The sequence below is a fragment of the Sphingobium sp. JS3065 genome (assembly GCF_026427355.1).
Taxonomy (GTDB): Bacteria; Pseudomonadota; Alphaproteobacteria; order Sphingomonadales; family Sphingomonadaceae; genus Sphingobium.
In genome coordinates, this window is sequence record NZ_CP102666.1 from 248,459 (window position 1) to 266,181 (window position 17,723).

Here is a 17,723-nt window from a genome sequence, read left to right on the forward strand (position 1 = left end):
CCGAACCGACATAACCGGCCGACACCTCGTTGTCGGTCGCAAGCTGGGTCAGGGCGCGGTGGGCGCCAAGTCGCTGCAGTCCATCCATGCGCGGATCACGATGGAGATTGGCGACGCGCGCGCGGGCGGTCAGAACAGCGCGATAGGTGGCGACTTCGAGGTGATTGAGTGCCGCGAAATGGGGGTGTGTCCGTTCTGCGCGCAGTTCCCGTTGGCAGGCGCGCCGCCCAGGTCGATGATGTCAGACACCGCGTTCCTCCATGGGTTAAGACAGCTCACGCAGATTTCCCTCCCCCCTTGCTGGCCGCAGGGCCGGGAGAAGGCGAAAGAACCCGCGCAGTTGGACGCGAGACCCTTGAATCTATGGGCTATAGCGTCCCAGCGGCGCTTGGAGCAGAACCGGCGGGAACTAGAGCGCAGGACGAACGTCGGTCGCGGAGAAGTCGTTGCCGACGAAAAGCAATGGACAATCATTTTCGATTGCCACGTCATAGGAGAAGCAATCGCCATAGTTGAGTGATGCCTGGTGTACGCCCTTGCCCCAACGTCCATAAGCCCTCGCGATCCGGCGGGCCGACGCGCCTGTTACAGCGACGATTTCAAAGCCCAGTCCGGAAAGCAGTGCTTCGACTTCGTCGCCGACATTTCGCCGGGACGCTACGATGAGCGCTTCCGCAACGGTTCCGGCAGAAATCAAAAGGGTGTCGGCATCTTCGATCGCGGTCATGCACTGCTCGGCCTCGGGCTCGCCCAACACGATCGCCATCAGCGCTGAGGTATCGACGGCGATCATGCCGGCATCCCGTCATCGCCGTAAAGATCGTCCTGGCTCCGCGCGGCAGTAGGGCCAGACAGAACTTTTGCTGCCGCCGCAGACCGGGCTTCTTCCATCAGCGCGCGGCGGCCCTTACGTCCGGGCGCGGCAGCGATCGCAACGAGGCGAACGATCTCATGCCCGCGACGGGTCAGGATTACCTCATCCCCAGCCTCTGCCCGCCGGACAAGCTCGGTGAGCTGACCTTTGGCATCACTGACAGACACGCGCATTTCGATGGCTCCCTGGCCCTTGAATAGATGGTCCATCAAATAGTCCAATTCATCATTTAGGTCGAGCGCAGTGTTCGCCATGATCTATTTGCAGATCGAGATCGACACACGTGGCGGCCGCGCGGCGAGCGTTCTGTAACAGCTCGGCGAGAACGTCGCCGAGCGTGTTGTTGAACAGGCGATAGGTTCACAATGAAGTGTCCTGATAATGTAGCGTGATCCAGATTCCGGTATGATCAGGGGAAACCCGCAAACAGGCCGTCCTGATAGGTTGGCGTGCAGATGGGCGACGTCGGCGCATCACCACAATCACCCTCCCTCTCCCCTCCAAGCGCCGTCGCCGGATGGCGAGACTGGACAGCGCGATCACGTTTCTGCTTCGGAACCGGTAGTTCGGGGGCTATTCATCGAGATGGGCGGACTAAGTTTGCGCAGTTGCCGAACCAGCTGGGCATTTCGGCTTTCAAGTTGATCGGCGCGCTGCTCAGCGGCCAGCGCACGTTGCAGGAGCCCCGCGTTTTGCGTCGTCACCACGATCAGCTGGGCTTTCAGGGAAGACAATGTTGGTTCCGCCGATTGATGTGCCATAGCCTTCAGCAAGCGATGACGTTCACATGTCCCTGCGCGGCATAGTCAATGATCTTGCCGTCTCGCGTAACGATTGGGATTTGATGATGTCGCGCCGTCGCGATGATAAATCTGTCGGCGGGATCGCCGTGCAGCGGATCAGGTAGATGCGACGATGCGATGGCAATCTCGGGAAGAAGCGGCGCCTCCTTGATCCCCGGACCGCCCATGAAACGGGCGAACCAACTGTGCGGGTCGGGAAGAAAGGAAACGGCAGGCCGCTTATCGCCGCGGACACGGCTCAACAACCCGACCTCCCACGCCGATGCGGGAGAGACGAAAATGCCGTCTGCGAGCGCGGCATGCGAGATTGCCGCCAGCGCGTCAGGGCCAATCGGATCGCCGTTGGCCAGCCAGATGACCGCACAGGCGTCCAACAACACTGCCCTTGGTGCTGGCTCGGGCTTTTTCCGCTTCGTCACTGGTGAAGCTTGCCTTCGCTTGCGGTCAGCGGTTCATCGAGAACGGGCGCCAACAGATCGAACCCTTCGGGTACGCCAACGGATCCGCGCATGAAACCGTGCAGTGCCTCGACCGCCTCAGCCACGCTCGGCGGCGGTGTCAGCACCGCAACGGCGTGGCCACGTTTGGTGATGGTCACCCGATCGACATCGCGACGCGCCAGACGGTCCAGGATCGCCAAGCAGTTGGCCTTGAAGTCGGCCGCACCATAGGTCTCAGCTCGCATAGATCACCTTTATAGTCACGTCTAATGACTGGTCATATAAGATGGCCACAAAGTCCATAGTTGTTCATGCGCGCAGTGAGACCGCGCGGTCATGCCTCGATATGACATTGCTCTTCGCTCCGTCTGGCCAGGTCCAACGCACCAGAGGCCGCGACTACACCGCGGCTGATGAGGGACGGCCCTAATAGGACAGATCAGCAATGTAGACCTAAGAGGCGCGTCACCTTGGTGATCGCGGCGGGATGGACTTCGCTGCGGACGAAGGCGGGAAGCGGTATTGGGGGACCTCCTTGAAGCGGACTTGCTCCCCCGGTCCCCCTCCCTCTTCCCTCTCCAACCGACCCCGCCGCCGTTCGGCCGGACCGTATGCCCGGGACGTGTTTCGCCCCGCAGTGTCATTGCACGACCGTGCGAGGCCGCTGAATCTTGGCCTAGCGGATCACGGCGCAAGCGATGCGGTCGCCCGCGCCGCCGATCGGCTGGGTCATATAATCGTCAGCGTTGGCATGAATGACAAGGGCCGAGCCGTCGCTGTCCTTGAGCGCGGGCCGACCGTCGCGGTTGTCGACGGAGACCAGGGCGGAATAGACTTCCGCGCTCGCGCTTCCGTCAGCATGGACGAAGAGATTGGGGAGATCGCCCGCGTCATTGGCGCCTTCGACAAGGAAGCCATGTACGATCGGCTTGGTGGAATGGACATGGCCTCCGGCGCTCTTGAAAGCTGCATCACCGCAGTCCGCCTTCTCGTGGAAGTGCATGCCGTGCCATCCGGCCGGGAGACCATGTCCCTCGACCCGCAGGATCACACCTTTCGGCGCGGACGTGACCGTGATCCTTCCCAGCTCCTGACCGGCGCCACTATAGAGTACGCCCGGCTGGCGATCGGCGGCAGCGGGCTGCGCCTGCGCAAGTCCCGAGGTGGCAGCGAGGATGAGAGCGGGCAGGATGCGAGTCATGAACATGGGTTTCTCCTTTTCCAAGGCGGCCGTACCTGCAATTGCATCTTCCGCGCAAATCGGGTGTCCGTCCATGAGCTGTGTCGTTGACGGGATACCGTTGAAGCAGCGGAACGGAAGATCGCGTCCGATGGCCGGGAATCTGCTTTCCCGAAACACGGATGGGATTTCCGGCAGGGAAATCGGTAAGTGACACCGGCCTTGATGATGAAGGCCATGCTGTCCTTGCCGGGGATCTCGACGACGACCACGTGGCGCGACTGGAAGAGATTGAGCGGGTTGCCGGCGATACACGCACGATCTTCGGGTCATGCGCCACCTCATATCAGTCGATGGCGCTGAATATCTCCGTCGCCTCGACGTGGTCGCCCGCGAAGTCACGCAGCCTGTGGAAGACCTCTACGATGTGATCGTCCTCGACCTCAAACGAGAGATGCGAGAAGGTGAACAGGGTGGCGACGATGCCGGCGGCGTCTGCGGACAGCATGCCTGTATAGCCATTGCCCTGGCAGCAGATTCGGTAGGTCTCCTGCCCCGCAGGCGCAAGATAGAGCGGGCGGCCGCCGGCTTCGAGGAACTTCCAGTAGCCACCGCGATAATCAGGAGAGAGCAGACTGAGGAAATTGTAGACCATCGTCTCGGCCATGAAGAAATGGCAGCGTCCGAAGAGAGCCGGCAGGAAGGCGCTGCGCCGGTGTTCGGGCACGATGGTGACGGCTTCTGGCGCGCTGATGGGGAGTGACATGGCGGGGCTCCTGGCATGAGGGAATGGCCTGCGGGCGAACTCGCACCGGAGGACCTGCGGCCTCACCCCCCCTCTTCTTGTCCGCGCCCGAGGCGCTGCATGGATGAAAAAGCCGCGGTCTGGGCCGGTTCAGCTATACTATAACGCGGATGCGGATGGCAGCGGCTGGTTCCGCTCGTCGAGTCCACTGGATTGGTGAACGAGAAGAGCGCCTCGGCGATTTGTGCAGCGGCGCTGTCGCAGGACTTGTGGAGACACCAAAGCAGCGTGCGCGGGTCGTACAGCTCGGGATACACGGCCTTGGGGAATGACGGCCGGTCCGGTCGCACCGCCACGCAGAGCGAGATCCGCCCGCTCGACGCATCCTGGTTCCTGACGCTCGCGCCCGATGCCACGCAGGGTGTGCGAACCGCGCGCCGCTGGTGACCAAAAGCCTGCGCCTGGTCGATCCCGCAGATGCCACCAAGCTGGTGGGCTCAGTCTATGAAGCTCGCGCCGCGTCGGTGCTGCAAACGCAAGGGGGGCACGAGCCTCAAGCACCGGATCGTGCCTGCGCAGTCGGTCCAACTGGTTAACCTGCTCGCGCTCCGCCAAGGTCGGCAAGGTCGGGTTGACGATCGAAGATCTGTCCGGGGAAACCAATGGACATAGCGCCGGTGCTCGACCCCCCTCACCTGTTACCTGCTGCTCGTCGGCAACGACAACGACGTCATCGCCCGCCATTGCCGCATCGGGCGAGGCATGCGATCGGTCATCGACAATGACAGCCATATCCTCGTCTGTCGATTGCGTATGCCAAGGCACTGGAGATCAAGGCGCCGGTCGTTGAGCGCAACGTCGTTCACCTGGGCGCCGCATCGCCGTGAAGGCAACGCGCGGGATCAGGTTCCGGCGGACAGGGGCGCGCTGAACCGGGCTGCATAGCTGTTCAGGCGACTGCGGATCTCGGTGGAAAAGAGATCGATATAGCTGTCGCTGAGGCCCCGAGACGCGCTGGGATGAGGAAAGCAGACAACTTCGCAACGCTCAAAGCTCTGATATCCGACCTTGAAGCGGATCCCGTCGAACGGTCGCTGAACCGTCCTATAGGGGCTCACGCATTTGCCAACGACACCCTCGAACTTCTCAAGGGTTTCCGGGGCTTGCAGAGCGTCGATCAGTTTGCTTCCCATAAACAGGACCATGCGCGGTCTGAAATAGGCGACATGGCCCATGAAGTTCGCGGCTTGCTCGGGTTGCCACAGGAGCGTGTAATCACCGTTCATCCGGGGGTTCTGGGTATCGCACCAGTTCGTCTGGATTATGGATCTCTCAAACGGTCCAGGGTTTTCATGGTCGAGCGGCCGGCCCCACAGGCTGAACCATTTTCTGATCCTTTTGTCATAGGGCCAATCCAGCGCCTCAGGACCATAGCGCAACTCCTTGTTGACGAAGGTGCATGAGATCGTGTCGTTGAAGGAGCTTCCGGCATTGGCGGCTCCATCGCCGCCCCATTCGTAGCCGCAGATCATCAATCCGCCTTGCTGCTCGGGCCATTCGGAATGGGCAATATTAAGCCTTTTCATGTAACCGTTCATCCGTGGGACTATCGCGCGCACGGGAAATCCTGACACAGACGACCATAGAAGATAAGGGAAATGTTGCGTAGCGCTCAGGCTTGAGGATATTGCGCACGATCGGCGCAGGCCCGGTTCCAGGGAGGTGCAATGGCTTCATCTCGTGAGGCGACCGGCATTGAAAGTCTCCAGCCAGTCGGACATGGCAGGCCGCTCGGCCAGGGGCACGAGGGCGGCGATGTCCTGAAAGCGAACGAGATCTGCAGGCGCATCGCGGATGATCGCGTCGATCTCGGTCTCGGGCAGCAGCGCCTCCGCGCGGATGAAATCGGTCATTCGGCCTGGGCGGGTCTTGGTCGAACGGCGCCAAAGTCCCTCGACGGTGCGAAGGCGCGGCGCGGCACGGGCCTCGATGAGAACGATGAGCCGCAAGCACCAGGCGGGCAGCGTGCGGACTTCGTCAGGCTTCATGGCGCCACAGATGAAGCAACTTGACTTGGGCGGCACGGGAAGTCCGGCGGCCTCGATACGCGCGGTGCAAAGGGCGCGGTCCCAGCCCCATTCGCGCAGAGGGTAACGGGTATCGAAGAGGTCGTTGGTGATCGAGGCGGCATGGGTGTAGCGGCGCGTGTCCTGCGGTGAGGCGTCGAACCCGATCAGACGGACGACCTTCTGACCGCGCGACCAGGCGGCCTTGGCGGGAGTCCAGGATTTCAGGAACTTCTCCTGAGGCGCCGCCTTCCATTTCAGACTGCAGGATTTGCCGCCAAGCGAAATACTCGGCAGGGTCGCGTTGGTGAGGACATTGGCGAGGATGTCGTAATAAGGAGGCCAATGCTTGAAGCGTCGGGGCACATAGCGGACCACCTCATAGGGAATGCCGCGCGCCGCCATCCAGGCGGCTATCATGACCTGGTAGTCGTAAGTTTCGGGCTTCTCGGCACCCGTGTCGGCGCTGAGCACGAGGTCAGGCGGAGTGCCGCGGCTTTCAAGTTCGACAAGCAGGGCAGTGCTGTCCACGCCCATGCCATATGCAAGGACGACCGGTGCCGGCGGGTGAATCTGGATGGTACCGGGAATCCGCAGGAGCGAAGGAAAAGCGGTTGCGTTCATGGGAAGACTCCGATCTCGCGCAGCCAATCTGCGCACCGAGCGCCGCCCATGCAGACGACGCGCACGACCGGGCTCCAGGATGAAAGATTGAGGTCGTGATGCGGCGGCTGCGCGCAGCGAACTTCGCGGCGTGGGTGTGTATCACGCGACCAGGCGCGGCGCGTCTGGGGCGGATGCGGGAAGCCTCAATTCCTGACGAATGCGCGTTGCGAACTGCTCAGGTTCAAGGAGGTCCCGGACCGACGCCCAATAGTTGCGCTGACCAATATGGTCGTGCCGATCCTGCACTTTGCGAAAGCAGACCTCGCGGCCAGGTCCGAACGGACCAAGCGACAGCTGGACCCAGATGCTCTCCCCGTGGAGCGTAACATCGCCCGAGACGGCGGGACCGGCCTTGTTTGAGCGAATGTCGAAACTGCCGTCCTCAAGGGCAAGAGCTGCTGCAAGATGGCGCATGGCCGTCCGGCCTTGGGCATGGAAGAGGCGCTTGGCCGGTGCATCATAGGCGACCCCACGGACCGCCAGGATCTTGAGCATCGGCCTGCCGCGAAGTTCTTCGACCTGCGCGACACAGGCGCGGCGAAGATCCGCGTCGTCGGTCCGCTGTGCGCCGATCTGCGACAGGTGGCGCACAAGCAGAATGACGGCGGGGTCGGTTTCGACAGGAAGCCCGGCATTGCGGCAATCGGTGATGGCGGCCTGGATCGCGTGGAGCGAGGTCTCAATCGTGGCCAGTGCGCTCGGGTCTAAGGCCTGGCTGTAGCGGAAGGTGACATCGTAGCTCATGGCGTCCTCCGGAAATTTGAGCGGTGCATTCGCTCGCGCACTCCTTCCCCCTCCCCTTTTCCCCGGGTACCGCCTGAATGGCGACATCACCTGCTGAAGACTTGATAGCCACCGTTCCGATGCCGTCGGCGACATGCCGAGGCGCAAACACGGAGAACCGACAGGTGGCGAGCGCCCTCTCCGAGCCAGTTTGTGGCGGGTGGTTCGACCAGGTGGGCGCCAATCACGGCAACGTCCGTGAAGCTTATGCCGCGCGTCGGCGTCCGCCACGTCCATGGGCGCGCCCAAAACAGCCGTCCCTTGCGACTGACTGATTAATCCTCGGGATGCGAAACGGCCTCGTCGAACGACAGGATGAAGATCGTGTCAACGCCGGGATAAAAACGGGCCAGGCACCGGTTTAAAATGGGGCCAGTTGGTTTGAACAAAAAGCCCCAAGGTTGAGGCTGGGCAGCATCGGCAGCGGGGAAGCGGCTGGAGCGGAGCGGAAGCCGATTTCCCGCTGCCGATGGCCGCCCGTTCTTAGGTCATTTATCCTCCCCCTTGTCCTTCTGGCGCTTGCGGCTGCTGGCGAGACGGAAGCTGTCACCATTCATCTCGAGAATGTGGACGTGGTGTGTCAGCCGGTCGAGCAGGGCGCCGGTCAGGCGTTCGGAGCCGAACACCGATGTCCATTCATCGAAGGGCAGATTGCTGGTGATCAGCGTGCTGCCGCGTTCATAGCGCTGGCTGAGTACCTCGAACAGCAACTCGCCGCCCACGGCGGTGAATGGTACATATCCCAACTCGTCGAGGATCAGCAGCTTTACAGATGCCAGATGCTTTTGCAGGCTGCGCAAGCGACGCTCGTCGCGAGCCTCCATCAGGTCATGGACCAACGCCGCGGCCGTTGTGAAGGCCACGCTGTGCCCTTTCTGGCACGCAGCCAGTCCTAGCGCGAGGGCGGTGTGGGTCTTACCGGTGCCGCTGGGGCCCAGCGCAATGACATTACGCCGCCGCTCGATCCATTCACCGCGCGCCAGTTCCAGAACCAAGGCCTTGTTCAGTGATGGCTGGGCTGCAAAGTCGAAGGTGTCAAAGCTCTTGGTGTGCGGGAAGCGAGCCATGCGGATACGGCGCTCCACCATCCGGCGCTCGCGATCAATCCGTTCAAGTTCGCACAGGCGCAGCAGATAGCGGGGGTAATCGGCCCGATCCTGCGCGGCCTCGAAGGCGACCTTCTCATACTCGCGCACAAAGGTGGGCAGCTTGAGCGCTTTGAGATGGTTGGCCAGTAGTACAGCGGGCGGCACGCTGGTGGGTTCGGCCTCGATGGCTGGCAGCGGCATCATGGGATCACTCATGCTGCCACTCCCGTCGCTGGAGTGCCTGCCTGCGAGAGCAGGCCCATGTAGGTGCGCGGATCGGTACGCCCGACATTCGCGCGCGGCAAATGCGGGTAAAATTGCAGATCGAGGCGCGGCACACGCTGTTCGAGGCGGGCCAGCGCGATCATCTTGATCGCATCGAAGCTGATTGCCCCCATCTCCAGCGCGCGGGCCACTGCCCATTCCACCAGGGACTGCTCGAAGCGTTCGCATAGCCGCAGCACCTGGATGAACTCGCGCCGTCCCTCTTTGCCGCTGCGCGCCTCCATCAGTCGTCGGATGCGATGCATCGGTTCAGCCAGCACCCAGCCATCGAGCGGCGCTGCCTGATCAAGCGCGCGGGGTTTCTGTTCTAACAGCGCCAGATAGTGCAGCGGGTTGGCAATGAAGTCCTCCCGCTCATAGCTGCGCGGATGCACTGCGATCAGCTCCCCGCCACAGATGATCGCAACCCGATCGACATAGCCTTTGATTACGACCTCCTGGTGGGCATAGGCCGTCGGCACCGAATAATCATTGGTACGATAGCGCACCAGCGACATCGACGAGGCCCGCCCCGTCACCATATGGCAGGGATCGAACGGCACCGCCGGTAGCGGCATAAAGGCCGCCAGATCAGCCACCAGCCTGTCACCGATGCTGCGCTCATGCCCGCGCAAGATGGCCTGTCGTCGCTCCATGCATTGTTCGACAAAGCGCGCGTTCAGCGCATCAAAGCTGGGCGCCTCTGGCCTCGGCACCATGAAGTGGCGCCGGGAATAACCGACCAGCCCCTCGACCTTGCCCTTGTCGTTACCCTTGCCGGGGCGCCCGAATTTGTCTTCGAACAGGTAATGGCTCTGGAGGGTCGAGAACATCCGGCTGCGCTCGCGCTTCCCGTCGCCCAGGATCTGCGCCACTGCCAGCTTGGTGTTGTCATACAGGATCGACTGCGGGATGCCGCCGAAGAAGGCAAAGGCCGCCACGTGCCCTTCGCAAAATGCCTCAGCCACCTCGGCAGGATAGGCTTTAACGAACGGCGCATCGCTGTGCGGCAGGTCCATGCAGAAATAGTGGAACCGCACCAACTTGCCGTCGATGATCCCGTCCGCCTCACCAAAATCCACCTGCGCATGCCCCGGCTTGTGGCTCAATGGTATGAACACCTCGCGGCTGCGCAACTTGGCGCCCGCCACATAGTCGCGAACAATGGTGATGCCGCCGGTGAAGCCATGTTCATCGCGCAGACGCTCGAAAATACGCGCGGCAGTGTGTCGCTGTTTGATGTGAACCTTGCGGTCATCCACCAGGATTTGGTCAATGATGTCGGTAAATCCGGACAGCTTGCGGCTGTAGGTTTGCCCGCTCCGGCCGTGCGCTGCTGGCTCTGGAAAGCACAGCATCTTGTCGACGGTCTTGCGATTGATCCCAAAATACCGGGCGGCAGCGCGACGGCTCATCCCGTCAATCAGCACGGCGCGGCGGACCTTCTGATAAAGCTCCACTCTCTTCATCCTCCACCTCCGCCCAAAAACGGAGGTCTAGCAGGACTGGCCCCTTTTTAATCCGGTGAGACTGGCCGATCCGTGGCCCCTTTTATTCCCGGTGTTCTCACCGGTTCAATAGGCGCATAGAAATAGGCGGGCAATCCGTCCACCTGGTCGGCATTGAAGACGATGTAATGGCGCAGAAAGCGGATGTTGCGCTCGACCGATCGCCCGGTTTCCGGGTGCTGCTCCTGTTTCTTGAAGGAGGAATAATAGACCGAGACCGCCCCGGTTTCGCCGCGACGGACGTTGCCGCCAAGCGCCTCGGCCTGGCGATATGTCATCCAGTAACGCGAGCGGTAGCCTTCGGCATCGCCCAGTGCCCAAAGATACAATGTATTGACACCACTGTATGGAGTGCCGCAGTGACGAAGCGGTCGACCGCCTGCGCCGTTGCAGCGCCAGGGACGCGACCAAGGCGGCACGCCCTCTTCAAGCTTGCGAATGATGAGATCGGTGATTTCGGCGGCAACATCGCGGCTGGAGCGCTTGAGCTGGTTCATGGAGGTTCTCGACGCTGATGGAGCTGGGCCCATCCCGCTCCCCTTCGTCGTGATTGCTCCCCCTCACCTTTTCCCGGATAGTTCTCATTCGGTCGCGGGGGCGAGCGCGCGTTGAGCACCGCTATTCGCTTCGAACCGCTCAGCCGTGCATCGGCGGCGGCAAGTGGCGTCCTTGCGGGCACGGTCGATCAGTTAGCGCCGCCATCGCCAGCGGAAGCGCTCATATCGTCGATCGAATGGCGTTTTCCGTTTCCCCTGATCTTCCATATGCCGCTGATCTCGTCTCAGGATCCTCCGGACCGACCGGCCGTGAGGTCCGCCCGGCCATCGGGCATCAGCCTGAGACGAAGCTTACCTCCATATGCGGCACCAAGATGCTGGAGGACGTCAGCCGGTAAGGCAAGCTCACTCATCACCCCGATCGTTAAAGTGGTCATGCAATGGCATCCATCTAATGCAACCCTTTGGCGGCGACATCCGCCAGGGATTGAACGGTGCTCGCGGCCTCCGGAAGCGTCTGACGGACTTTGGACACAAAGCCGAGATCCGCCGTGACGAACTGTATGCCCTTCTCCAACGCCAGCGCGAGATACAGACAGTCATAGGCAGGATGCCCAATATCCATCGCCAAGCGCGTTGCCCTCTCCATCAACGGGCGCATAGGGTGTAGTTCGACATCCATATGCTGCAGAATGCGAGCGGCCATTAATGCTTCGTCCTCCGTTAACTGCGCGCGCCTGACCTTCTTCCAAAGAATGTTGCCACATTCAGCTATGATCAGGTCAGGTGCCGAAAGGATCGACCCTGAAAACAAACTGCTCGCCTGCTGCGAATCTTCCTCTGTGATCACCCATTTGACAGCGACGCTCGCATCGATGACGAACGCGGTCACCGTTCGTCTCGCCCTTCTCGTTGCAAGACTTCGGAAGGCGTCTGCGACCGGCCTGCGGTCAAGGCTCGCATCTGAGCGGCGAGTTCCTGGAACGATGGCTCCATCTCGCCCGATAGAGCCTGACGCAGGATTTCACGGTGCTCGGCCTCAACCGAGCGGCCATGGCGAGCCGCGCGCCGTTTGAGACGCTGAATGGTATCATCGTCGAGGTTTCGGACTTGAAGTGCACCCGGCATCTGAGCCTCCATTCTACTCTGACCTCATGATATCATTGACGTCAACGTCGTCAATCCGTCAACATCCGGCAACGGGATGAAGGCCGCCGTCGCGGGGAGCGCCAGGGACGCCACCAAGGCGGAACGCCCTCCTTGAGCTTGCAGATGGTGAGATCGGTAATTTCAGCGGCAACGTCGCGGCTCACGCGCTTGGGATTGGGCATGGGTACCTCGGCAGGCCTGGAAACGGGCCTTTCCCGCTCCGCCATTCGCCGAAATTCCTTCCCCTCGCCTCTCCTCGCGGCGCCGGATCGCAACGCTCAGGTCAGGAGGACGCTTTCGAGACCGTTCGCCTTGAGCAACCTGACCGCCTTCTTGTCGAACGAAACAAAAGTTTCGCCGCCGAGCCACTGGCCGCCGAAGGCAATCGCGCCGTCGGCGAAATCCCCGCCCGCCTCAAATATGTCGAGCCCCGCTTCGACCATGGGTCGATTGGTCACGACGTTTCGCAGGTCCAGAATATGCCGGATGGCCGAAGCGATGTCGGCGCGTTCGACGCCATAGCTACGCCCGAGCACCCAGGAGAATTCACACAGGCTGTGGACGCTGACGGCAACGACTTCCGCGGCCTCGAGAACCTCGACCGCCTTTGCTTGCTGTGCTTCGTCATCGCCCATCATGAGACGAACCAGGACATTCGTGTCGAGCGTCGCCTTCATTTGCGCTCGATCCCGGTAGCACCGGCATCGGAGCCGGCATCGGCTATTGCGTCGTTCAACGCGTCGATCGAAAGGCGGGCGCCATTGCCCTTCCCCTTGAGCATGCCGGCGATATCTTTCCAGGTCCCCCGAGGCTGGTCTGCCTTGAGCACGGCCCTGCCGTCGGGAAGGAGGTCGAGCTGGATCTTGCCACCCGGCTGAATACCGAGGTGCTTCAGGACATCCTTCCGGAACGTGACTTGTCCCCTCGCTGTGACGGTCAATGTGGTCATGAGCATTCTCCGGGCTTTCCATAGAATAATGCGAAACTGCATTACTTTCAACTGTGCCGGCAACCGGCGAATCATGCCCCACGATAGAGCGCGAAGGGATGCATGAAATTGGCCGCCGACGCGGGGGAGCGCCGGCGGCCGGTCATCCAGGAGAGGTCAGGCGTCAGGCCGCGAGCGCCGGCTTCTCCTCATCGCCCTGCGCGACCATGTCGGCGCCAGGCTGAACCGCTATGCCGTCGCCGGCAACCGCACCGTCGGTGTCCACCACGTCCGGCTCGTCGGCGGTTGCGCCGATGTCCTCGTCGCCCTCACCTTCGGCCACGACCAGTTCCTGCGCGTCGGCCTTGTCAAGAAACTTCATCGCATTGGGCACCCAGGCGAGCGCGGCATCGCGCACCTCGGGTTCTACTATCGCTTCGCCTGCAAACAGCCTGGCGCAGGATTCGGAGATCTCCGACTTCTTCATCGTCGCGTGCCGGGCGGTAAGCGCAGCGCCGCCAACGTCGGCAAGCAAGGTCAGGATCGAACCCTTGCTGACACGATCGAAGAAGTTCGCAGAGGTGGGGCGCCACCAGCTTGCGACATCGACCTCCATGATCGTCGCGAGACGGTTGTGGAGCGGGCACTGTTCGGCACGGTAGCTGGGCTTTGCCTCGAGCGACATCGCAACGATATAGGCGAGCCAGGCCGCCTTGCCATCGTCATCGAGCGCACGAAACGCCTCGAACCGTTCCACCTCCGACTTGTGCTCGGTCCAGTTCGCATCGAGCCCGTCATGGGCTTCGGCGAGATAGCTGCGCGCCCGGGTCGTCGGCTGTTCGCCCGACACCGGGTCGGTCGCGGAACGCGCGCGAATGGTCGACCCATAAGCGCTGAACGAACTCATGCGATCATCTATCATCACGAAGAGCGCATAGTCGAGCGCGAGCGCGGGATGGCTGAGCAACGCGGCCGCCAGGACGTCGCGGCGCTGCATGGCGAGTTCGTCATAGAGGCGAGCGCTGAGCGGCTTGCCGCCCGGCGCGATGGTTTCGGGAGCCGGTGGCGGAGGCATGTGATCGCGGCCCATGTCGCCCGGACGGTTGCCGGCCGCATCCCCCTCATCCCCTTCCTCGGCGTCCTCCGCGACATTGAGGCGAAGAGGTTCCTCGCTGTAATATTCGGTGTCGAGCACCATCTCGCCCTGTGGCGTAAGCTTGAGGAAGACACCGACCTGAGGCTTGAGCTCATCAGGCAGCACCGGGGCGACATGGTAGATCGCATGCTCCTCGTCGGAGAGTGCGTCATATTCCTGATCGAGCGCCTTATAGGCATCTTCGCTCAGGGACTCGTCGTCCATCTCTTCCGAGATCGCCTGTTGCCGCGCTGAGATTTCCTCGAGCCGCACCTGCTGGTCGTCGGTGAGGTCAGGTGCGGGCAGAATGACGCGATGGAGGCCGGCGGCGGCGCTGTGCGTGTAGTTGGACGCGATCGGACGAATCCAGGCAAGGCCGAGTTCTTCACCGACACGCTTGGCCTCGGCTTCCATGACGTCGGCGGCGAGTCGCTGGGCGATCTCGGGATTGACCCATTTGTCGCCGCTCTCACTGAACAGGTCACGGTCGACCTTGCCCCCGGCCTCGACATAGCGGTCCTCACCGATCAGGATTGCAACCGGGTCCGTCGACTTCATGGTCTCGTTGGCAATGACCCGCCTGATCGTGTCGGCATTGGAATAGGTGGTGCCATAACTGGTCCAGACCAAAAGCTGCTTCTCCTGATTTTCGGTCGAGGCATAGGCTTTGGCGACATCGAGCGTGATCGCGCCTTCGCTCAGCGCCTCGAAGATCGGCTCGGCCAAGGTGGCGAGGCGCAGGCGGCCCTCAACGAAACGGCGCGTGAGACCGAACCGCTTGGCGACACCGTCAATGTCGTTGTTGAGGCCGATGAAATATTGGAATGCGCGGCATTCTTCCGCCGGAGTCATCTTGAGCTGGTGGAAATTGGCCGCGGTCGAGGTTTCGGACAAGGTCGCCTCGTCGCCGACCAGCACCTTGACGGGAACGTCATAGGTTTCGGGATCGATGACGCCGCGCTCCGCCAGCATCAGCAGGCCCCGCAGTCGGCGGCCGCCATCAAACACCTCGAACGTGCCACGAGGCTTCTTCACGGGTGTGACGAGCAGGTTCTGCAGGACGCCCCGCGCCTCGAGATCGGCGGCCATCTGCGGGATTTCAAGCAGATCGTCAGGCCGCTTGCGGACGTTGATCGACGAAAGCGTGAGCTTGGAAAGCTTTACGGATGTGGTCATGGGAAAGCTCCATCAAACGTCCGGATCAGCCCGGACACCAGCTCCGCTCCCTCTTCCCTTTCCCCGCTCTGGACCGTTGGAGGCCGTCAGTCAGGCGTATGACGATGGACGCGTCAGCGCCTCCGGCGAACAACGATACTGGACAATGCCGAAGAGACGCTTGTGCTGCGCCCATATGGCAAGCTGCTGCCCTGACCGCGCGACGGGACCGGGGTTGGTGATACACGTCTCATTCATACAAGGCTTCTGGGATCTGATCTGTTAGAAAGGGGAGCGACCCAAAGGTCTGGCGAGTCGAAAGCCTTGTCCCGACCGTTAAACTTGAGAGCCTGCCCGGCTCGGTCGGGCAGGACTTTCTTATGCTGCTCTGAGCAGCGTTGGCGCGACGATCTAGGCGAGCAACAGGCCGAGGACCGCCTCGGCCGATCCCATGGGGACAAACACCCTTGTTCGATACTGGATCACTTCGGTGAAGCAGCCGATCGATTTGAGCCAGGGCAGCCGGTCATGGGGGGCGCCGGCAAGCTCAATCCGAGGCGAACCGTTGACGAGTGAACGCCTGATTGTGAGCGCAAAAGGCCGCGATATGTCGATGGTTCGGCCTGCCGTCACCGCCTTGGCGACAGCCTCTACTGGCAAGGCACCGGCACAGTCGATTCCCAGCTTGGTATAGAGTTGGGGCACATGGTCGTCGAACACAAGGCGACCGAGCCAGGACCGTCCTTCGGCATCGACGATACGGTTGACGGCGAGGTGATCGCTGGGTAGCGCCGACCAGATCGGCAGCAACAGCCCCGTTGCCAGACGGACGGTTTCGCTCTCGACAATCTGGCGCGCGGCCTCAACCTCGGTCGACCAGATGGCGCTGAAAGCTTGCCGGTCCACCTCTTCCCAGGAAGATTCGAACAGGTCATGCTCACGCATGTAGTCGCTTCGCGTTGGCCGCATCATTTCGACACGGGGAATGGGGGTTCCTTCCTTCTCCTCCATGAGCGCCCGTGCCCGCGTGCGCAGCGCCACCTTCCCGGACTTGTGATTGATCATGAAGGCGGCGCTTCCATCACCGTCGGCGATCCGCAGGATCCGATCGAGCGACACCGGATTGCGGCGCCGGGCGATCTCGATGGTGAGGAGATGCGAGGTTGCGCCCGTGAGCGGATCGGTGCGCAGCACGCTATCCTCAATGAGCGTCGCCTTGTCGACCATGATCGTCTCGACGCCGACATCGAGACGGCCAGCCTCGCGTGCAGCCGAAACACGTGTCTCGATCAGGGCGAGGAACTCGTCGAAAATAGTGTTCTGAAGCGCAATCGGCAGCGCGAGAATGCGATTGAGCCAACGCTGGATAGGCGGCATCTCATCCTTGAGAACGCCGTCCTTGTCCACCAGCTCCAGGCCGGTCCGATGCTGGAAGTCGTCGAGCGTGACACTGGTGAGCTTGCCCATTGCAAGAAGGTCGAACCAGGAAAGCAGCGCAGCGCGCGCATATTCGCTTTCGAGATTGTCCGCGGGGTCGAAGAGCCCCTGCCCACCTGTCTGCCTCTGGCCGCGTGTCAGCGCGCCAAGACTGTCGAGCCGCCGGGCGATGGTGCTCGTGAAACGCAACTCCCCCTTGCAGTCTGTTGTCACCGGCCGGAACAGCGGGGTCGTGGCCTGGTGCGTCCTGTGCGTACGGCCAAGACCCTGGATAGCGCGATCCGCGCGCCAGCCCGGCTCGAGCAGCAGATGCACGCGCTGCTCCTGGTTGGCAGCGTCCAGAGAGGCATGATAGCTGCGGCCCGTGCCGCCGGCGTCCGAGAAGACGAGAATGCGCTTGTTCCCGGCCATGAAGGCGGCGGCGTCGGCCCGACTGGTGCGGGCAGACCGGCTTTCGAGCTTCTGGCGCCCATCGCTCGCACTGATCAATCGCTTGGTGCGGCCCGTAACCTCGGCAACATTGTCATGTCCAAAATGCTCGAGCAACGCGTCGAGCGCGGACATGATCGGCGGCATCGCGCAGAGCTTCTCGATCAGCGCGTCACGCGCGGCCTGCGCCTCGGGATTGTAGACGGGATGGCCATTGTCATCCACCATCGGCATCGAGCGCGGTGTTCCGGTATCGTCTGTAAACACGCGCATCTGGCGGATGGGAAAGGCGCGCTCCAGATAGTCGATGATATACTCGCGGGGAGAAAGATCGATTTCCAGATTTGCCCGCTCGTCGGGGGACAGGTCGCCCAGCCGACGATCGAGGATCGATTCCGCTGTCGTCACCAGCTGCAGGACAACCGACTGGCCAGCCTTGAGATGGGAGTCGATAGCGCCGATCACGGTCGGCAGCTTCATGCTGAGAAGCAATTGTCCAAAAAAGCGCTGTTTGGTCGATTCAAAGCGCGAGCGGGCCGAGGCCTTGGCCCCGCTGTTGAGGGTTGTGTGTTCAAG

20 protein-coding genes and 1 pseudogene are annotated in these 17,723 nt (G+C 62.0%); 1 reads left to right on the plus strand and 20 read right to left on the minus strand.

Annotated elements, in window-relative coordinates:
- Window positions 1-409 precede the first annotated feature (409 nt).
- The 7 genes from NUH86_RS23250 to NUH86_RS23280 form a co-directional block, all read right to left on the minus strand.
- A complete protein-coding gene (locus NUH86_RS23250; protein WP_044663352.1) occupies window positions 410-793 on the minus strand; it encodes a type II toxin-antitoxin system VapC family toxin in 384 nt (127 codons plus the stop codon).
- Window positions 790-1,047 carry a type II toxin-antitoxin system Phd/YefM family antitoxin gene (locus tag NUH86_RS23255; protein WP_267253180.1) on the minus strand — a complete coding sequence of 86 codons (258 nt, stop codon included), beginning with the start codon at window positions 1,045-1,047 and terminating at the stop codon, window positions 790-792. The genes NUH86_RS23250 and NUH86_RS23255 overlap by 4 nt, the downstream gene beginning before the upstream one ends.
- Window positions 1,048-1,413: 366 nt before the next feature.
- The gene (locus tag NUH86_RS23260) at window positions 1,414-1,647 is read right to left on the minus strand and encodes a hypothetical protein (RefSeq protein WP_267253074.1); all 234 of its coding nucleotides are present in this window, start codon (window positions 1,645-1,647) and stop codon (window positions 1,414-1,416) included.
- A complete protein-coding gene (locus NUH86_RS23265; RefSeq protein WP_267253181.1) occupies window positions 1,641-2,057 on the minus strand; it encodes a type II toxin-antitoxin system VapC family toxin in 417 nt (138 codons plus the stop codon). The genes NUH86_RS23260 and NUH86_RS23265 overlap by 7 nt, the downstream gene beginning before the upstream one ends.
- Before the next feature lie 35 nt (window positions 2,058-2,092).
- Entirely contained in the window at window positions 2,093-2,362 is a 270-nt protein-coding gene (locus tag NUH86_RS23270) for a type II toxin-antitoxin system Phd/YefM family antitoxin (RefSeq protein WP_044663350.1), read from the minus strand.
- Between the two features lie 431 nt (window positions 2,363-2,793).
- Entirely contained in the window at window positions 2,794-3,318 is a 525-nt protein-coding gene (gene sodC / locus NUH86_RS23275) for a superoxide dismutase[Cu-Zn] (RefSeq protein ID WP_416365401.1), read from the minus strand.
- 325 nt (window positions 3,319-3,643) lie between these two features.
- The gene (locus NUH86_RS23280) at window positions 3,644-4,063 is read right to left on the minus strand and encodes an antirestriction protein (RefSeq protein WP_267253076.1); all 420 of its coding nucleotides are present in this window, start codon (window positions 4,061-4,063) and stop codon (window positions 3,644-3,646) included.
- A gap of 195 nt (window positions 4,064-4,258) precedes the next feature.
- Here NUH86_RS23280 and NUH86_RS23285 point away from each other — a divergent pair, with 195 nt between their 5' ends.
- Window positions 4,259-4,489 carry a hypothetical protein gene (locus tag NUH86_RS23285; protein WP_267253077.1) on the plus strand — a complete coding sequence of 77 codons (231 nt, stop codon included), beginning with the start codon at window positions 4,259-4,261 and terminating at the stop codon, window positions 4,487-4,489.
- A gap of 455 nt (window positions 4,490-4,944) precedes the next feature.
- Here NUH86_RS23285 and NUH86_RS23290 read toward each other — a convergent pair whose 3' ends face one another.
- From NUH86_RS23290 to NUH86_RS23350, 13 genes and pseudogenes are all read right to left on the minus strand, one after another.
- Window positions 4,945-5,628 (minus strand): hypothetical protein, encoded by a 684-nt coding sequence (locus tag NUH86_RS23290; RefSeq protein ID WP_267253078.1) that lies wholly within the window; start codon window positions 5,626-5,628, stop codon window positions 4,945-4,947.
- 147 nt (window positions 5,629-5,775) lie between these two features.
- Complete coding sequence (locus NUH86_RS23295; RefSeq protein WP_267253079.1) at window positions 5,776-6,732, minus strand: hypothetical protein; 957 nt, start codon at window positions 6,730-6,732, stop codon at window positions 5,776-5,778.
- 141 nt (window positions 6,733-6,873) lie between these two features.
- Window positions 6,874-7,518, minus strand: coding sequence for a hypothetical protein (locus NUH86_RS23300; protein ID WP_196227659.1), 645 nt, complete (start codon window positions 7,516-7,518; stop codon window positions 6,874-6,876).
- 527 nt (window positions 7,519-8,045) lie between these two features.
- Window positions 8,046-8,861, minus strand: coding sequence for an IS21-like element helper ATPase IstB (gene istB, locus NUH86_RS23305; RefSeq protein ID WP_269148367.1), 816 nt, complete (start codon window positions 8,859-8,861; stop codon window positions 8,046-8,048).
- Complete coding sequence (gene istA / locus NUH86_RS23310) at window positions 8,858-10,378, minus strand: IS21 family transposase (RefSeq protein WP_096367681.1); 1,521 nt, start codon at window positions 10,376-10,378, stop codon at window positions 8,858-8,860. Before istA ends, istB begins: the two co-directional genes overlap by 4 nt.
- A gap of 101 nt (window positions 10,379-10,479) precedes the next feature.
- A pseudogene (locus tag NUH86_RS23315) lies at window positions 10,480-10,914 on the minus strand (ArdC-like ssDNA-binding domain-containing protein); the annotation flags it as partial.
- A 451-nt stretch (window positions 10,915-11,365) separates the two neighbouring features.
- Window positions 11,366-11,806, minus strand: coding sequence for a type II toxin-antitoxin system VapC family toxin (locus NUH86_RS23320; protein ID WP_267253080.1), 441 nt, complete (start codon window positions 11,804-11,806; stop codon window positions 11,366-11,368).
- Window positions 11,803-12,042 (minus strand): FitA-like ribbon-helix-helix domain-containing protein, encoded by a 240-nt coding sequence (locus tag NUH86_RS23325; protein ID WP_196227664.1) that lies wholly within the window; start codon window positions 12,040-12,042, stop codon window positions 11,803-11,805. Before NUH86_RS23325 ends, NUH86_RS23320 begins: the two co-directional genes overlap by 4 nt.
- A 299-nt stretch (window positions 12,043-12,341) precedes the next feature.
- Complete coding sequence (locus tag NUH86_RS23330) at window positions 12,342-12,740, minus strand: type II toxin-antitoxin system VapC family toxin (protein ID WP_267253081.1); 399 nt, start codon at window positions 12,738-12,740, stop codon at window positions 12,342-12,344.
- A complete protein-coding gene (locus NUH86_RS23335) occupies window positions 12,737-13,012 on the minus strand; it encodes an AbrB/MazE/SpoVT family DNA-binding domain-containing protein (RefSeq protein ID WP_196227666.1) in 276 nt (91 codons plus the stop codon). The genes NUH86_RS23330 and NUH86_RS23335 overlap by 4 nt, the downstream gene beginning before the upstream one ends.
- A 163-nt stretch (window positions 13,013-13,175) precedes the next feature.
- Window positions 13,176-15,302 (minus strand): ParB/RepB/Spo0J family partition protein, encoded by a 2,127-nt coding sequence (locus NUH86_RS23340; protein ID WP_267253082.1) that lies wholly within the window; start codon window positions 15,300-15,302, stop codon window positions 13,176-13,178.
- A gap of 90 nt (window positions 15,303-15,392) precedes the next feature.
- A complete protein-coding gene (locus NUH86_RS23345) occupies window positions 15,393-15,539 on the minus strand; it encodes a hypothetical protein (protein WP_267253083.1) in 147 nt (48 codons plus the stop codon).
- A 153-nt stretch (window positions 15,540-15,692) separates the two neighbouring features.
- Entirely contained in the window at window positions 15,693-17,420 is a 1,728-nt protein-coding gene (locus NUH86_RS23350) for a strawberry notch C-terminal domain-containing protein (protein ID WP_267253182.1), read from the minus strand.
- Between the last annotated feature and the right edge of the window lie 303 nt (window positions 17,421-17,723).

Coding starts and splice junctions, on each gene's coding strand:
- NUH86_RS23330 (WP_267253081.1), bottom strand. CDS start 12,740: ATGAAGGCGACGCTCGACACGAATGTCCTGGTTCGTCTCATGATGGGC.
- NUH86_RS23335 (WP_196227666.1), bottom strand. CDS start 13,012: ATGACCACATTGACCGTCACAGCGAGGGGACAAGTCACGTTCCGGAAG.
- NUH86_RS23350 (WP_267253182.1), bottom strand. CDS start 17,420: ATGCGCGTGTTTACAGACGATACCGGAACACCGCGCTCGATGCCGATG.
- NUH86_RS23270 (WP_044663350.1), bottom strand. CDS start 2,362: ATGCGAGCTGAGACCTATGGTGCGGCCGACTTCAAGGCCAACTGCTTG.
- NUH86_RS23345 (WP_267253083.1), bottom strand. CDS start 15,539: ATGAATGAGACGTGTATCACCAACCCCGGTCCCGTCGCGCGGTCAGGG.
- sodC (WP_416365401.1), bottom strand. CDS start 3,318: ATGACTCGCATCCTGCCCGCTCTCATCCTCGCTGCCACCTCGGGACTT.
- NUH86_RS23325 (WP_196227664.1), bottom strand. CDS start 12,042: ATGCCGGGTGCACTTCAAGTCCGAAACCTCGACGATGATACCATTCAG.
- NUH86_RS23295 (WP_267253079.1), bottom strand. CDS start 6,732: ATGAACGCAACCGCTTTTCCTTCGCTCCTGCGGATTCCCGGTACCATC.
- NUH86_RS23300 (WP_196227659.1), bottom strand. CDS start 7,518: ATGAGCTACGATGTCACCTTCCGCTACAGCCAGGCCTTAGACCCGAGC.
- NUH86_RS23290 (WP_267253078.1), bottom strand. CDS start 5,628: ATGAAAAGGCTTAATATTGCCCATTCCGAATGGCCCGAGCAGCAAGGC.
- NUH86_RS23340 (WP_267253082.1), bottom strand. CDS start 15,302: ATGACCACATCCGTAAAGCTTTCCAAGCTCACGCTTTCGTCGATCAAC.
- NUH86_RS23250 (WP_044663352.1), bottom strand. CDS start 793: ATGATCGCCGTCGATACCTCAGCGCTGATGGCGATCGTGTTGGGCGAG.
- NUH86_RS23255 (WP_267253180.1), bottom strand. CDS start 1,047: ATGCGCGTGTCTGTCAGTGATGCCAAAGGTCAGCTCACCGAGCTTGTC.
- istB (WP_269148367.1), bottom strand. CDS start 8,861: ATGAGTGATCCCATGATGCCGCTGCCAGCCATCGAGGCCGAACCCACC.
- NUH86_RS23280 (WP_267253076.1), bottom strand. CDS start 4,063: ATGTCACTCCCCATCAGCGCGCCAGAAGCCGTCACCATCGTGCCCGAA.
- istA (WP_096367681.1), bottom strand. CDS start 10,378: ATGAAGAGAGTGGAGCTTTATCAGAAGGTCCGCCGCGCCGTGCTGATT.